The following is a 15,167-nucleotide window of genomic DNA, read 5'->3' on the forward strand; positions in this document are numbered from 1 at the left end:
TGGACCATTATCACGCATTTAATGCTTCAGGTCATCAATTCTGGGGCCTCCCCAGCAAGAAATGAAGCGCCTTGCTATCATCGCCACCACTTTACAAAGGAGTAATTTATGGCATTCACGATGTATTCCGCCTCCGTCCCCGTCTTCCGCCAGGTGCTGACCGCCCTGTCCGACATCATCGACAAGGCCGAAACGCACGCCAGCGCGCGCAATATCGAGACCGCGGCGCTGACCCAGGCCCGCCTGTTCCCGGACATGTTCCCGTTCGCGCGCCAGGTGCAGATCGCGGCGGATTTCGCCAAGGGCGCATGCGCGCGCCTGGCCGGCGTCGAGGTGCCGAAGTACGAGGACACCGAAACCACGTTCGGCGAACTGAAGGAACGCATTGCGAAAACGCTTGCGTTCATCGAGAGCCTGCCGCGCGAGGCGATCGAGGCCTCGGCCGAGCGCGACATCACCACCGGCAGCGGCGACAAGACGCGCCATTTCAAGGGCCAGTCCTACCTGGTGCACTACGCGCTGGCGCACTTCTTCTTCCATGCAACCACCGCCTACGACATCCTGCGCCACAACGGCGTGGAAATCGGCAAGAAGGACTTTATCGGTTCGTACTGATCAGGTATTGCGGCGCGGGTAGCCCTGCGCCGTGATGCGCTGCCACACGCGCTCCTTCTCGGGAGCGCTCATCGACACCCAGTGCGCCACTTCGACGTAGGTGCGCCCGCACCCGCGGCAGATCTCGTCGAACGTGGTCGAGCACACCGCCACGCAAGGCGTATCCGGGCGCTCGGGCAGGTTATTTGGCTGGTCCGACATCGAGCTTGTCCCAGCCTTCGTGGCCGAGCTTTTCCATGGTTTCGATGTTCTTTTCGAAGATCGCTTCCGCTTCCGGGAAGGCTTCCACCGCGCGGTCGATGCTCTCCTCGCGCAGCAGGTGCAGGATCGGATACGGCGCGCGGTTGGTGTAGTTGCTGATGTCGTTCGGGTCGGTATCGGCGAACTGGTAGTCCGGGTGGAAGCTGGCGACCTGGATTTCGCCGTCCAGCTGCATGTCCTCGACCGCCGCGTCGCACACGTCCAGGAACTCGTTGTAGTCCTGGAAGTCCTGCAGCACGAACGGATGGATCAGCAGCGTGGTATCCACCTCTTCCGGCGAGGCGTCCGCGATGAACTGGAGCTCGTCCATCAATTGCTCGAGCAGCGCCTCTGGCGTGGTGGCGCCCGAGACGACGTAGCGGACCTGTTCCTTGACATAGACCGACTTGGCGAAAGGACAAAGGTTCAGGCCGATGACTGCCTTTTCGAGCCAGTTGCGGGTCGCGGCGATGATCTCTTCGTCGCTGGCGTTCAGGTTTGCTGTGGTGCTCATGGATACGTTACTGCCTAAAAACTGCATTCTACCGCGTGAGGGCCGGGCACGGGACGTCGGACAGCTCCCACGCAACAGGAAATGCTGCCCGGGCGCGGGCCAGTTCCGCCGAGGGGACGCGCACGGGGCGCCATCCTCAGCCCGGCGCTAAGTCCTTAATTTTTCAGCAATTTATGAAACTTTCCGGATATGAATCTTGTCAAAGAAATTCACTGCGAGAGGGACATATTTCTTGACTGGACTGTAGGGTCTCTCTACACTGGCTCCTTGTCTATCGGAAGTGTCCTACAGCGTAGGGCCTAACAATGGAAAGCCATGCAAGCAAAACTCCGTATCACCGCTGCTGCAGCATTGCTGCTCCTCCTGGCGCCGTATTCCGCCAGCGCCGCTGAGCCGACCACTGCGTCGCCGGCTCCCCACCTCCAGGCCGCGCCAGCCGCAGCCGCACTGAATTCCGTAGATCTGCTCAACGTCGACGCCGAAGCGGCCGATGAAGCCGGCGAGACCGACCTGTGGGCGCGCATCCGTTCCGGCTACGCCATCAACGACATCGATAACGATCTCGTCAGCAAGCACGTCAACTGGTACGCCACCCGTCCGGACTACCTGGCGCGCACCTCGGCGCGCGCCTCGCGCTACCTGTACCACGTGGTGACCGAGCTGGAAAAGCGCGGCATGCCGACCGAACTGGCCCTGCTGCCGATCATCGAGTCCGCCTTCAACCCGCAGGCCAACTCGAGCGCCGCCGCCGTGGGTATCTGGCAGTTCATGCCGGCCACCGGCAAGGACTACAACCTCAAGCAGAACGCGTTCAAGGACGACCGCCGCAGCGTGCTGGCCTCGACCGATGCCGCCCTGTCCTACCTGCAGCGCCTCTACAATATGTTCGGCGACTGGCAACTTGCGCTGGCCGCCTACAACTGGGGTGAAGGCAACGTCCAGAAGACCATCCGCAAGGCGCAGGCCGCCGGCAAGCCGACCGACTACGAGTCGCTGGCGCACATGATGCCGGCCGAGACGCGCAACTACGTGCCAAAGCTGCAGGCGGTGAAGAACATCGTCGGCCATCCGGAACAGTACAACGTGTCGCTGCCGACGATCGAGAACGCTGCGTACTTTACGGCGATCGACAAGACCAGCGACATCGACGTCGCGGTCGCGGCCCAGCTGGCCGAGATGTCGGTGGCGGACTTCAAGGCGCTGAACCCGCAGTTCAAGCGTCCGGTCATCATCGGCGGCCAGAACACCAAGATCCTTCTGCCGCAGGAGAACGCCGAGAAGTTCCACTCCAACCTGGCCTCGTTCGGCAAGGCGCTGTCCAGCTGGACCACGCACAAGATCGCCAGCGCGCGCACCTCGCTGGCATCGCTGGCATCGAAGTTCAAGACCACCCCCGAGGTGCTGCGCGAGGCGAACAACATCCCCGCGCGCACCCGCCTCAAGGCCGGTTCGACCATCCTGGTGCCGAAGCTGGCCTCGTCCAACGCGGGCGACATCGCCGAGAACATCGTCGAGAACGCCGTGATGGCACTGGAGCCGGAACGTGCGGCCAAGCGCAAGGCGGCACGCGGCAAGTCGAAGTTCCGCGCCAAGGCCAGCGTGTCCAGGAAGAGCGGCAAGCGCTCGCGCAGCGCGACCAACAACCGCAAGAAGCGCTGATCGGCGGGGGGATGGTCCCCCCGATCGTTTGCACGCGCAGCCTGCCGGCAGGCTGAAGATCCGGGGACGGGCCCTTTCCGGGACAGGTCCCCTCCCCCTCCCAAGTTGCAGTTGAAGCAAACTCCCCCTACAATCTCGGCTTGGCCCGGCGCGACCGCGGCACATCCGTCTCAAAACCAAAGAGTTGAACATCCGGAGTCCATATGGCGTTCTTGCAAGGTAAAAAAATCCTCATCACCGGCTTGCTGTCGAACCGTTCGATCGCGTACGGCATCGCCAAAGCCTGCCACCGCGAAGGCGCGGAGCTGGCTTTCACCTATGTCGGTGACCGCTTCAAGGACCGTATTACCGAGTTCGCTGCCGAGTTCGGCAGCAATCTGGTGTTCGACTGCGACGTCTCGAGCGACGAACAGATCGAGCGCCTGTTCGCCGACCTGAACAAATCCTGGGAACACCTGGACGGCTTCGTGCACGCGATCGGCTTTGCGCCGCGCGAAGCGATCGCCGGCGAGTTCCTCGATGGCCTGACCCGCGAGAACTTCCGCATCGCCCACGACATCTCGGCCTACAGCTTCCCTGCGATGGCCAAGGCCGCGCTGCCGATGCTGCGCGAAGGCTCCTCGCTGCTGACCCTGTCCTACCTGGGCGCGGTGCGCGCGATCCCTTACTACAACACGATGGGCCTGGCGAAAGCGTCGCTGGAAGCATCGGTGCGCTATCTGGCCGAGAACCTGGGCCAGAAAGGCATCCGGGCCAACGGCATCTCGGCCGGCCCGATCAAGACCCTGGCGGCATCGGGCATCAAGGACTTCGGCAAGCTGCTTGGCTTTGCGGCATCGCACGCGCCGCTGCGCCGCAACGTGACCATCGAAGAAGTCGGCAACTCGGCCGCCTTCCTGCTGTCGGACCTGGCGTCGGGCATCACCGGCGACATCATGTACGTCGACGGCGGCTTCTCGCACGTCATGGGCCTGAACGCGTCCGATTACGAGTGATCAACTCGGCGACGGTCCCTGCATGGGGACCGTCCCCCGGTCCCCGAAAAGATCCGGGGACAAGTCTCCAAACACGAGATACCTGTACGTGAAGTCCAAAACTACTGTATAGTCTCGTTTGTGCGCTGCAATAAGCGCCCAATAAGAACAACAAGCAGCATCGCAAACCCAGGCGCACCGGTTAATCCGGCGCCCTCAAAATAAAGCCCTCCCGCCTTGTGTGTCGCACCTGACACCGTCCCGGCGCAAAGCTTTTTGTGCCGAAATTTCTTGCACCCTCAAAGTCATTTCGTAGTCTTGGTTTAGCGTTGCTTTACCTCGTCCCTGCCTGTTGCATGGACGTGCAAATTTCTACCAACGAAAGTAAAGATCAATGAGTTTTGAAGCACTAGGCCTGCATACCGCCATCGTTAACGCTGTCACCGCCGCCGGCTACACCAAGCCGACCCCGGTCCAGGAACAGGCGATCCCTGCTGCCATCGAAGGCCGCGACCTGCTCGTGTCCTCCCAGACCGGTTCCGGCAAGACCGCGGCATTCATGCTGCCGGCCCTGCACAAGCTGGTCTCCGCGCCTGAAGTTCCATTCGAGGCATCGAAAACCCGCGCCGGCGAGCGTCCGCGCTTCAAGGCGGCCCAGCCGAAGATGCTGGTCCTGACCCCGACCCGCGAACTGGCACTGCAAGTGACCACCGCAACCGACAAATACAGCACCCAGGCACGCCGCATCCGCGCCGTCTCGATCCTGGGCGGCATGCCTTACCCGAAGCAGATGCAACTGCTGCAGAAGAATCCCGAGATCCTGGTCGCCACCCCTGGCCGCCTGATCGACCACATGGAGTCGGGCAAGATCGACTTCTCCCAGCTGCAGATCCTGGTGCTGGACGAAGCGGACCGCATGCTGGACATGGGCTTCATCGAAGACATCGAGAAGATCGTCGCCGCGACGCCTGAATCGCGCCAGACCATGCTGTTCTCGGCAACGCTGGATGGCGTGGTCGGCAACATGGCACGCCGCATCACCAAGGATCCGAAGATCATCCAGATCCAGATGTCGACCGCCAAGCACGAAAACATCACCCAGCGCGTGCACTTCTGCGACGACCTGTCGCACAAGAACCGCCTGCTGGACCACCTGCTGCGCGACGAGTCGCTCGACCAGGCCGTGGTGTTTACCGCGACCAAGCGCGACGCCGACATGATCGCCGACCGCCTGAACATCGCCGGCTTCGCAGCCGCTGCGCTGCACGGCGACATGCACCAGGGTGCGCGCAACCGCACGCTGGACAGCCTGCGCCGCGGCCAGGTGCGCGTGCTGGTGGCGACCGACGTCGCCGCCCGCGGCATCGACGTGCCGAACATCACCCACGTGGTGAACTACGACCTGCCGAAGTTCCCTGAGGACTACGTGCACCGTATCGGCCGTACCGGCCGCGCGGGCCGCAATGGCCTGGCGATCTCGCTGGCGAACCATGCCGAAGGCATGAACGTCAAGCGCATCGAGCGTTTCACCAAGCAGCTGATCCCGGTCGGCGTGGTGGAAGGCTTCGAGCCGAAGAAGTCCGCGCCAGCGCGTACCGCTTCGCGTCCGGGCTGGAAGCCGGGCGATGGCCGTGGCGGCTACAACAAGCCGGGCCAGCGCAGCTTCGCCAACCCGAACGCGCCGCGTGAAGGCGGCTACAACCGCGACGGGGGCTCCTTCAACCGTGGCGCACCTGCGCCGCGCGAAGGCGGCTACAACCGAGAGGCAGCGCCAAGCCCGTACAACCGCGATGCACGCGGCCCGTCGGCAGGCCCGCGCCAGGGCGGCTACAACCGTGACGCCGGCGGCCAGCGCCGCGAAGGCGGCTACAAGGGAACGCATTCGCGCTCCTCGGACACCGCGCGACGCACCTTTGGTGAGTAAGTAAAAAAACCCGCTTCGGCGGGTTTTTTTTCGGGCTGGGGGCCGGCGCCCGAGACACCAGGCGGTCCCCTCGGGGCTGGTCAGCTTACGCGTCAGCGGTCTTCTTGCGGGATCGCTTCTTCGGCGCGAGCATGACGCCGCTGCAGCTCGGCGCGCCGCAGCGGCACTCGAACGCCTTCTTGATCGCGGCGGTGTGGCGGCCGTCGTAGATCAGCGCGTAGTTGTAGGCCAGCTCCTCGCCCTTGTCGATGTCGCGCAGCGCGTGGATGAAGACCCTGCCATCCTCCTCGTACGCCTCGCAGTTCGGCTCGCACGAGTGGTTGATGAAGCGCGCGTCGTTGCCCTGGTCGCCGCCGTCGATCACCCTGCCGTCGGCCAGCGTGAAGAACAGCGTGTAGTTGACGGGCTGGCCGCTGCGCTCGGCCCGCTCGGTCGCCTCGTCCCACTCGATGCGGCGGCCCTGGTATTCGACGATCCGCTCGCCCGCTTCGATCGGGCGGCGCGCGAACACACCGTTGCCGTGGACCGGCGAGTTGTGGACCTCGAATGCCGGATGAATCTCTTTGCTTGCTTTGCTCATGGTGGACATCGGGAATGGAAGGTTGTTGGCGATTGTCGCATCAATCGCCCGGCAGGCATCGCCCGCTTGACTACAGCGCGCAGGAACGGAAGCCGCAGAAGATATCGTCGCGTGCGGGCAGGTAGAAATTGCGGAAACGGACGTCGCACAGCCTGCGTGGCGTGGCAAACGAGGCGCCGCGCAGCACCTGGTGCGTGCCGAACGAGGGCGCCGAGTATTGCGTGTAGGCGTCCGGCGAGAATCCCGGATACGGCTCGAACGGGGACGCGGTCCACTCCCATAGCTGCCCCCACCGGAAGCCGGGAATGCGCGAGGTGGCGGCGAACTCCCACTCCGCCTCGGTCGGCAGGCGGCGGCCCGCCCAGCTGCAGTAGGCCTGCGCCTCGAACAGGCTGACATGCCGCACCGGCTCATGCGGCGCTAGCGTGCTCGCCGCGCCGAAGCGGACCGTCGACCAGTGGCGGCCGCCGCCGCGCACCCAGTAGCGCGGACAGGACCGTTCCTGCTGCATCAGCCACGCCCTGCCTGCGGGCGTCCAGTAGCGCGCATCCTGGTAGCCGCCATCGTCGACGAACTCGGCGAAGGCGGCGTTGCTGACCAGCGCGCTGTCGGCCGAAAACGGCGGCACGTAGACCGGATGCGCCCACTTCTCGTTATCGAACACGAAGCTCCTGCCCTGTTCACTGCCCATGCGCAGGCTGCCCCCCGGATACGCAACCTCAGAAATGGGGACAGACCCCATTTTCGAAATGGGGTCTGTCCCCATTTTGGGGGCGTCGAGGCCGAGCGTCTGCAGGGCATATAGCAGGGCTTCGCCGTGCATGTCCTCGTGCGCCAGCGCCAGCCGGTAGGGGTAGAGCGCCGCGTCGCTGTCGTCGGCATGCGAGAGCTTGTCCAGCACGCGGTCCAGCACTTCGTGGCAGTAGGTCTTGATCGCGCCGGGCGACGGCAGGTCGAGCGTCCAGCGCGCCCGGTGCGGCACCAGGGCCGAGTCGAACCAGTCGTCGCCGCGCGACAGCAGCGAATGGCCGTTGGCGGCGGCCGGATGGCTCGATTCCGCCTCGCGCAGGATGAACCATTCGGCGAACCAGGCGGTGTGCCCGATTTCCCACAGCGGGGGATTGATGGTGTCGATGCGCGGAACCGCCGACAGCTGGTCGAGCCCGTACGCAGCAAAGCACTCGAACAGGCTTAACGTATAATTCCGCGCACTCCGCAGCGAGCCCGCCAGCTCGTGGGAACCTTGGTCGCGCATCGATACCGATTGATCTTCCATCGGCTCATTCTAGCGGCTTTTCATGGAGATATCGTGGCATTGAGAGTGACGATCGCCAGCCCGGCTTCGCACAAGGAAAACAACGGCAACTGGCAGACCGCCAGGCGCTGGTCCGCGTTCCTGCGCGATGCCTACGAGGTGTCTGTCGTGCGCGAGTGGAGCCCGCCCCTGCCCGCCCCCGATCTGCTGATTGCGCTGCATGCGCGCCGCTCCGCCTCGTCGGTCGCAGCCGTGTCCGCGGCGGGCCGCCCGGTCGTCCTGGTGCTGACCGGCACCGACCTGTACCGCGACATCGGCTCGGACCGCGACGCCCAGCGGTCGCTGGAGCTGGCCGACCGGATCGTGCTGCTGCAGCCGGCCGGGTTCCAGCGCCTGCCGCCACACCTGCATGCGCGCACGCGGGTCATCTTCCAGTCCGCCCCCGGCCTTGCGCCGCACCGCTTCCCTGCCCGCCCTCGGTTCCACGATATCGGCATGGTCGGGCACCTGCGGGCGGAAAAGGATCCGCTGACCTTCATCCATGCGGCATCGCTGGTGACGGCGCCCGGCGCGCGGCTGGTGCACATCGGCGGCGCGCTCGATCCGGCCCTCGGCGAGGCCGCCCGCGCCGCCGAGGGACCGCATTACCGCTGGCTCGGCAGCATTTCGCACGCCGACGCGCGCCAGCGCCTCAAGCGCTGCCATGCCATGGCGATCACCTCGGTGATGGAAGGCGGCGCCAACGTCATCATCGAGGCGGTCACCAGCGGCGTGCCGGTGCTGGCCAGCGACATCGAGGGCAACCGCGGGATGCTGGGCGACGACTACCCGGGCTATTTCCCCGTGGGCGACGCCGCCGCCCTCGCGCGCATGATCGACCGCAGCATCGCCGATCCGGCCTGGTACGCGCAGCTGCGTGCGCAGTGCGCGCGCCGCGCCGCCCTGTTCTCGCCGGAGGCGGAGCGCAGCGCGGTCCTGGCGCTGGCCGGCGAGCTGCTGGAGAGCGTGCGATAATTTGCAGATTGCCACAGCTGCCCGAACAGGATTACCGATGAACGCACCAGACCAGAAAATCAAACTGACCTCCTTTTCCCACGGCGGCGGCTGCGGCTGCAAGATCGCGCCCGGCGTGCTGTCGGAGATCCTGAAGAACTCCACCGGCTTTCCGGTGCCGAAGGAGCTGATGGTCGGTATCGAAACCGCGGACGACGCAGCCGTGTACAAGCTCAATGACGAGCAGGCGCTGATCGCCACCACCGACTTCTTCATGCCGATCGTCGACGATCCGTTCGACTTTGGCCGGATCGCCGCCACCAATGCGATCTCGGACGTGTACGCGATGGGCGGCACGCCGATCATGGCGCTCGCGCTGGTCGGCATGCCGGTCAACAAGCTGCCGATCGAGACCATCGGCCAGATCATCAAGGGCGGCGAAACCATCTGCGCCGAAGCGGGCATTCCGATCGCTGGCGGGCACACCATCGACTCGGTCGAGCCGATCTACGGCCTGGTGGTAATGGGCCTGGTGCATCCGTCCAAGGTCAAGCGCAATGCCGACGCGCGCGCGGGGGACGTGCTGGTGCTGGGCAAGCCGCTCGGCGTGGGCGTGCTGTCCGCCGCGCTCAAGAAGGACGTGCTGGGCGCGGAAGGCTACGCGGCCATGATCGAGAACACCACCAAATTGAACAAGCCGGGCCGCGCGCTGGCCGACATGCCGGGCGTGCATGCGATGACGGACGTGACGGGCTTCGGCCTGCTGGGGCACCTGCTGGAACTGGCGCGCGGCGCCGGGCTGACGGCGCGGCTCGACATGTCGCGCATCCCCCTGCTGCCGGGCGTGGAGCAGCTGGCGTCGGACGGCTACTTCACCGGCGCCTCGGGCCGCAACTGGGATGCCTACGGCAAGGATGTGACGCTGGCGCCGACGATTACGCCGGCGCAGCAGGCGCTGCTGACCGATCCGCAGACGTCGGGCGGCCTGCTGGTGTCGTGCGAGCCGTCCGCGGTCCAGGACGTGCTGGCACTGTTCGAGCGCGAAGGCTTCGGCCATGCCGCGGTCATCGGCGAGATGGCTGCCGGCGCACCGCGCGTTACCGTCGCCCAATAAGCACGCCTGCTGTCCCCGCCGAGGCGGGGACGGCGGCGGTTCCCTTCCCCGTGTGCATCGTACGCCACGCCGCTTGACCGCCGCCGCAAAGCCGCGTACAGTCAATCGCATGTCCTTCCAACTGCATCTGCCAACTCTCCTTCCAGCCGCGCTATCGCTAGCGTCGCTACCAGCCGCGCGCGCCTAACGCCCCGCCCGCCGACCCCGTCGGCACCGCTGAAGTTGAAGGAAGTTACGATGTTGTCCACTACCCCATCCCTGCTGCTACACCTACCGACCGGTTGCCTGGCCTAGCGTCCCGTGGCCGCCCGGCAGCCTGTTTGCCACACCGACACCGGTTTCCGGTATCCGTCCCAGCAGCCAAGGAGCAGCACCATGATCAAGCATCCGTCGTCCAAATACCGTCCCTTCCCCGCCGTCGACCTGCCGGACCGCCGCTGGCCGTCCCACACCATCACGCACCCGCCCATCTGGATGAGCACCGACCTGCGCGACGGCAACCAGGCCCTGATCGAACCGATGAGCGTGGAGAAAAAGCTGCGCTTCTTCGACATGCTGGTCGATATTGGCGTAAAGGAAATTGAAGTGGGTTTCCCGTCCGCCTCGCAGACCGATTTCGATTTCGTGCGCGGCCTGGTCGACAGCGGCCGGGTGCCGGACGACGTCACGCTGATCGTCCTGACCCAGTCGCGCGACGAGCTGATCCGCCGCACCGTGGAGTCGGTGGCCGGCGCGAAGAAGGCTGTGGTGCACCTGTACAACTCTGTCGCGCCCGTGTTCCGTCGCGTGGTGTTCGGCATGTCGCGCGAAGAGATCGTGCAGATCGCGGTGAGCGGCACCCGGCTCGTGAAGGAACTGGTGGCGCAGCATCCGCACACGGCATGGGGTTTCGAGTACTCGCCCGAGTCGTTCTCGACCACGGAGCTCGATTTCGCGCTGGAGATCTCGAACGCGGTGTCGGCGGAATGGCAGCCGACGCCGGCACGGCCGATGATCCTGAATTTGCCGTCCACGGTGGAATCGTCCACCCCGAACGTGTACGCCGACCAAATCGAATGGATGTCGCGCCACCTGGCGCGGCGCGATGCGATCATCCTCAGCGTCCATCCGCACAACGACCGCGGCACGGCCATCGCGTCGGCGGAGCTGGCGGTGATGGCCGGCGCCCAGCGCGTGGAAGGCTGCCTGTTCGGCAATGGCGAGCGCACCGGCAACGTGGACCTGGTCACGCTGGCGCTCAACCTGTACACGCAGGGCGTCGATCCGGGGCTGGATTTCTCCGACATCGATGCGGTGCGCCAGGTGGTCGAGGAATGCAACCAGCTGCCCGTGCATCCGCGCCACCCGTACGCGGGCGACCTGGTGTTCACGGCCTTCTCGGGCTCGCACCAGGACGCCATCAAGAAGGGCTTCGCCCAGCGCCAGCCCGGTACTCACTGGGACATCCCGTACCTGCCGATCGACCCGCAGGATCTCGGCCGCAGCTATGATGCGGTGATCCGGGTGAACAGCCAGTCCGGCAAGGGCGGCATGGCCTACCTGCTGGAGCAGGAGTTCGGCCTGGCGCTGCCGCGCCGCCTGCAGATCGAGTTCTCGCGCGCCGTCCAGAAGGTGGCAGACCAGAGCGGGCGCGAAATTACCGCCGCGCAGATCCACGACATCTTCCAAAGCGAGTACCTGGAGCAGACCGAGCCCTACGCCTACGGTTCGCACCGCATGGTGGAGGACAGCGCCGGCGACGAGAAGGTCGCGCTCGACCTGACGCTCATGTTGCGCGGCCAGCAGCACGCGCGCCAGGGCGGAGGCAACGGCCCGATCGATGCGTTCGTGAATGCGCTCGGCCTGCCGATCCGCCTGATGGACTACCACGAGCATGCCATCGGATCGGGCGCGAATGCGCGCGCGGCGTGCTATGTCGAGCTGCGGGTGGAAGACGGCCCGACCCTGTTCGGGGCCGGCATCGACAGCAATATCGTCACGGCCTCCTTCAAGGCCGTGCTGTCGGCGGTGAACCGCCACATGGCGATCGCCGGGCACGGCGCGGTGGCGGCGACCTAGTCGGGTGCGGTCCAGACAGGTTCAGGACGCTTGCCGGGATTGACGCGGCCGGCGCGCTCGTACTCGGAGATCACCTGGGCGCCCAGCAGCAGCAGCGTCGCGCCGATCTCCAGGCTGAACATGACGACGATGGCGGTCGTCATGGAGCCGTACACGATGTTCACCTGCGACAGCGTGGAGAAATACCAGACCAGCACATGGCGCGCAATCTCCCACAGCACCGTGGCGCTGACACCGCCGATCAGCGCATGGCGCCAGGACAGCCGGCCGACCGGCATCACCAGGTAGATGGAGGTGAGCACCAGCACTTCGCCCACCACCCCCAGCAGGTAGAGCAGCGCGCCGGACACCCCGCCCAGCGACCATGTCCGCCCGAGGAACTCGATCTGTTCGGTGCCCATGACCTGGAGGCTGCCCGCGACCAGCGTGATCAGCAGCGTGCCGATGCCCAGCGCGACGATGTAGCAGTACGGCAGGATGGCCGACACCAGGAAGTGCCGGCGCCGGATCGCCACGCGGTGCAGGAAGATCACGGACATCGCATTTTCCAGCACTGTGAACGCGAGCGAACTGAAAAACACCATGGTCAGGCCCAGCACCCAGGTGATGACATCGCGCTGTTCGAGGAACAGCGCCAGTTCGGTCACCACGGAGCGCGACTGCCCCGGCACCAGCCACTCCAGGTAGCGGCTCAGGGTCGCGATCAGCGCCTGCTGGTCGATGAAGTGCGACAGCACGACCACCACCAGCATCAGGAAGGGAATCAGCGACAGCAGCGAATAGTAGGCGACCGCGCCGGCCAGCAGCAGCCCCTGGTTGGAGCGGAAGCCATTCAGCACGCGAAAGGCGAAGGTCAGCGGATGGCGCAGCACGTACTCGCTGGCGCGCAGGTCGGAAACATCGGTGTCCGTCATTTACCCACCCGTGCGTGCGAGCCGGATCCCGCTGAACTGCCAGCGCGCATGCGCCGGGAAAAAATTGCGGTAGCTGGCGCGCGCGTGGCCGGCAGGCGTCACGCAGGAGGCGCCCCGCAATACGTACTGGTTCAGCATGAATTTGCCGTTGTATTCGCCGATCGCGCCGGCGGCCGGCGCAAAGCCGGGATACGGGCCGTAGCTGCTGCTGGTCCATTGCCAGCATTCGCCGAACATTTGCGACAGTCCCGCCCCTGCCGCCGCGCGCGGATGCAGCGCGCCGTCGCCGGGGACGATGCCGGCCGCCGCGCATTCCCACTCCGCCTCGGTCGGCAGGCGCGCGCCGCTCCATTGCGCGAACGCGTCCGCTTCGTACAGCGACACATGGGTGACCGGCCGCGCCGGGTCGAGCGCCTGCAGGCCGTGCAGGGTGAATTCGGCCCAGCTGCCGTCGTCCATCCGCATCCAGTACAGCGGATGGGCCAGGCCCTGCGCCGACACGGCATCCCAGCCTTCCGACAGCCAGAGCGAGGGCTCGCGGTAGCCGCCCGCCTCGATGAAGGCGAGGTACTCGCCGTTGGTGACGAGCCGGCTGGCCAGCGCGAACGGCAGGACATACTGCGGATGGCGCGGCAGCTCGTTATCGAAGCAGAAGCCGTCGCCGTCGTAGCCGATCTCGCGCATGCCGCCCTCGAAGGCGATCCATTCCACCGGCTGCGCCGCAGCGCCGCGCGCAAGCGCCTCGCCGGCGTAGGCAGGCAGCAGCGCGTTCTGGGCGAACAGGTGCTTGAGGTCGGTCAGCATGAGCTCCTGGTGCTGCTGCTCGTGCTGCAGGCCCAGCTGGACCAGCGCCGCCATGCGCGGTTCGCTGCCGCGCTGCGCCAGCAGGCGCACCATGCGTTCGTCGACATGGGCGCGGTACGCGAGCACCTCGTCGAGCGAAGGCCGGGTCAGGAGCCCGCGCTGCGGGCGCGGGTGGCGTGCGCCGACGCCGTTGTAATAGGAGTTGAACAGCGTCCGGAACGCCGGATGGTATGGCGCGAACCCCTGTTCATGCTGCTCGAGGATGAAGGTCTCGAAGAACCAGGTGGTATGGGCGAGGTGCCACTTGACCGGGCTGGCGTCCGGCATCGACTGGGCGCCGCAGTCTTCCGCCGACAGGGGCGCCGCGATGGCCAGCGAGCGGCGCCGCACGCTGTCGTACAAGCGGTGATGGGCAAAGTCGGCGACGCGCTTCATCCGGTCCCTTCCGCGCGTGCGTACAGGACGGCAAACCACTCGTCATCGTCCGTCCACACGTCCGTGGTGCGGAAACCCGCTTGCGCAAGCAACGCGACGGCGGCGTCCTTGCGGTATTTGTAGCTGTTTTCGGTGTGGATGCGCTCGCCGTGCATGAAGGACCTGCGGCCGCCCGGCCAGCTGACCGTGGTGTCCTCGATGGCTTCCAGGTGCATCTCGACGCGGCTCTCGGTCGGGTTGTAGAACGCCACGTGCCGCCACTGGCGCACGTCGAAGTCCGTCCCGACCAGCCGGTTCAGGTGGCGCAGCACATTCAGGTTGAAGGCGGACGTCACGCCGACCGCGTCGTCATAGGCGGCATTGAGCACGCCCGCATCCTTGACCAGGTCCATGCCGATCAGGATGCCGCCGTCGGCGCCGCACTGGCCGCGCATCCGCGCCAGCAGGTCGTGCGCCTGCGCCGGGGTGAAGTTGCCGATCGAGGAACCCGGATAGAAGAACAGGCGCTTTTGCTCCGACACCGTGGCCGGCAGGTCCAGCCCGGCCGAGAAATCGAGCGGCAGCGCGCTCATTTCTATATAGGGGAAGCGCTGGCGCAGGGACTCGACGGCATCCTCGAGGAAGTCGGCGGAAATGTCGATGGGCACGTACTGCGCGGGATGCAGCAGCGGGAACAGGCTGGCGGCCTTGGCGCAGTTGCCCGCCCCCAGGTCGATCATGGTGCTGCCCGCGCCGATGGCGTGGGCGATGTCGGCGGCGTGGCGCCTGAAAATGGCGGCCTCGGTGCGGGTCGGATAGTACTCGTCCAGCTCGCAGATCGCCTCGAACAGGTGGGAACCCAGTTCGTCGTACAGGAACTTGGGCGAAATCGACGCATGGTCCGCATCGAGTCCGGCTGCTACTTCGGCCAGCGCCTGGGCACTGGCCTGGGATGCCTGGGATGTTGGCATGGGTCTCGCTCCTCGGTTGCACCCGGCGGGCGGGCTCAAAGTTGCCATTCTTGTATAATATCGTGATTCGTTTTTTCCCCGCGCAAGGCATGGCCGCATCCGTGCCGAAGCCCTTTTTCCTTCTCTCCGATCGACCCT

The 15,167-nt window shown here is 65.7% G+C and carries 14 protein-coding genes; 7 read left to right on the top strand and 7 right to left on the bottom strand.

All coding sequences use genetic code 11. From position 1 onward, the window contains the following. The first annotated feature begins 108 nt into the window (after positions 1–108). Positions 109–615, top strand: a complete 507-nt coding sequence (locus tag ACFSQR_RS04490) for a DUF1993 family protein (protein WP_377728424.1) — start codon at positions 109–111, stop codon at positions 613–615. Here the strand turns inward: ACFSQR_RS04490 and ACFSQR_RS04495 are convergent, their stop codons facing one another. Together ACFSQR_RS04495 and ACFSQR_RS04500 are read right to left on the bottom strand one after the other, a co-directional pair. Continuing rightward, positions 616–816 (bottom strand): DUF1289 domain-containing protein, encoded by a 201-nt coding sequence (locus ACFSQR_RS04495; RefSeq protein WP_377728425.1) that lies wholly within the window; start codon positions 814–816, stop codon positions 616–618. Beyond that, positions 797–1,369 (bottom strand): DUF1415 domain-containing protein, encoded by a 573-nt coding sequence (locus ACFSQR_RS04500; RefSeq protein ID WP_377728426.1) that lies wholly within the window; start codon positions 1,367–1,369, stop codon positions 797–799. The genes ACFSQR_RS04495 and ACFSQR_RS04500 overlap by 20 nt, the downstream gene beginning before the upstream one ends. Before the next feature lie 315 nt (positions 1,370–1,684). On the opposite strand from ACFSQR_RS04500, the gene ACFSQR_RS04505 reads away from it, so the two are divergent. The 3 genes from ACFSQR_RS04505 (at position 1,685) to ACFSQR_RS04515 (ending at position 5,926) form a co-directional block, all read left to right on the top strand. After that, positions 1,685–3,028, top strand: coding sequence for a transglycosylase SLT domain-containing protein (locus tag ACFSQR_RS04505; protein ID WP_377728427.1), 1,344 nt, complete (start codon positions 1,685–1,687; stop codon positions 3,026–3,028). 203 nt (positions 3,029–3,231) lie between these two features. Then, the gene (gene fabI, locus ACFSQR_RS04510; protein WP_377728428.1) at positions 3,232–4,023 is read left to right on the top strand and encodes an enoyl-ACP reductase FabI; all 792 of its coding nucleotides are present in this window, start codon (positions 3,232–3,234) and stop codon (positions 4,021–4,023) included. A 373-nt stretch (positions 4,024–4,396) separates the two neighbouring features. Next, complete coding sequence (locus tag ACFSQR_RS04515) at positions 4,397–5,926, top strand: DEAD/DEAH box helicase (protein ID WP_377728429.1); 1,530 nt, start codon at positions 4,397–4,399, stop codon at positions 5,924–5,926. 85 nt (positions 5,927–6,011) lie between these two features. On the opposite strand, the gene ACFSQR_RS04520 is transcribed toward ACFSQR_RS04515, so the two are convergent. Beyond that, positions 6,012–6,506: an SET domain-containing protein gene (locus ACFSQR_RS04520; protein ID WP_377728430.1), complete on the bottom strand. Its 495-nt coding sequence runs from the start codon at positions 6,504–6,506 to the stop codon at positions 6,012–6,014. A 70-nt stretch (positions 6,507–6,576) separates the two neighbouring features. Continuing rightward, positions 6,577–7,782, bottom strand: a complete 1,206-nt coding sequence (senA, locus tag ACFSQR_RS04525) for a selenoneine synthase SenA (protein WP_377728431.1) — start codon at positions 7,780–7,782, stop codon at positions 6,577–6,579. Positions 7,783–7,812: 30 nt separating this feature from the next. On the opposite strand from senA, the gene senB reads away from it, so the two are divergent. The 3 genes from senB (at position 7,813) to leuA (ending at position 11,926) form a co-directional block, all read left to right on the top strand. After that, the gene (senB, locus tag ACFSQR_RS04530; protein WP_377729020.1) at positions 7,813–8,775 is read left to right on the top strand and encodes a selenoneine biosynthesis selenosugar synthase SenB; all 963 of its coding nucleotides are present in this window, start codon (positions 7,813–7,815) and stop codon (positions 8,773–8,775) included. A gap of 37 nt (positions 8,776–8,812) precedes the next feature. Next, on the top strand, positions 8,813–9,868 hold the full coding sequence (gene selD / locus ACFSQR_RS04535) for a selenide, water dikinase SelD (RefSeq protein WP_377728432.1): 1,056 nt from the start codon (positions 8,813–8,815) through the stop codon (positions 9,866–9,868). 375 nt (positions 9,869–10,243) lie between these two features. Further along, entirely contained in the window at positions 10,244–11,926 is a 1,683-nt protein-coding gene (leuA, locus tag ACFSQR_RS04540; protein ID WP_377728433.1) for a 2-isopropylmalate synthase, read from the top strand. Here the strand turns inward: leuA and ACFSQR_RS04545 are convergent. From ACFSQR_RS04545 to egtD, 3 genes are read right to left on the bottom strand one after another with little or no spacing between them, the layout of a single operon-like run. Then, positions 11,923–12,840 carry a YihY/virulence factor BrkB family protein gene (locus tag ACFSQR_RS04545; protein ID WP_377728434.1) on the bottom strand — a complete coding sequence of 306 codons (918 nt, stop codon included), beginning with the start codon at positions 12,838–12,840 and terminating at the stop codon, positions 11,923–11,925. The genes leuA and ACFSQR_RS04545 overlap by 4 nt on opposite strands. After that, the gene (gene egtB / locus ACFSQR_RS04550; protein WP_377728435.1) at positions 12,841–14,079 is read right to left on the bottom strand and encodes an ergothioneine biosynthesis protein EgtB; all 1,239 of its coding nucleotides are present in this window, start codon (positions 14,077–14,079) and stop codon (positions 12,841–12,843) included. Then, positions 14,076–15,029 (bottom strand): L-histidine N(alpha)-methyltransferase, encoded by a 954-nt coding sequence (egtD, locus tag ACFSQR_RS04555; RefSeq protein ID WP_377728436.1) that lies wholly within the window; start codon positions 15,027–15,029, stop codon positions 14,076–14,078. Before egtD ends, egtB begins: the two co-directional genes overlap by 4 nt. Positions 15,030–15,167: the final 138 nt, after the last annotated feature.

This window comes from Pseudoduganella sp. GCM10020061 (assembly GCF_042683405.1).
Lineage (GTDB): Bacteria > Pseudomonadota > Gammaproteobacteria > Burkholderiales > Burkholderiaceae_D > Telluria.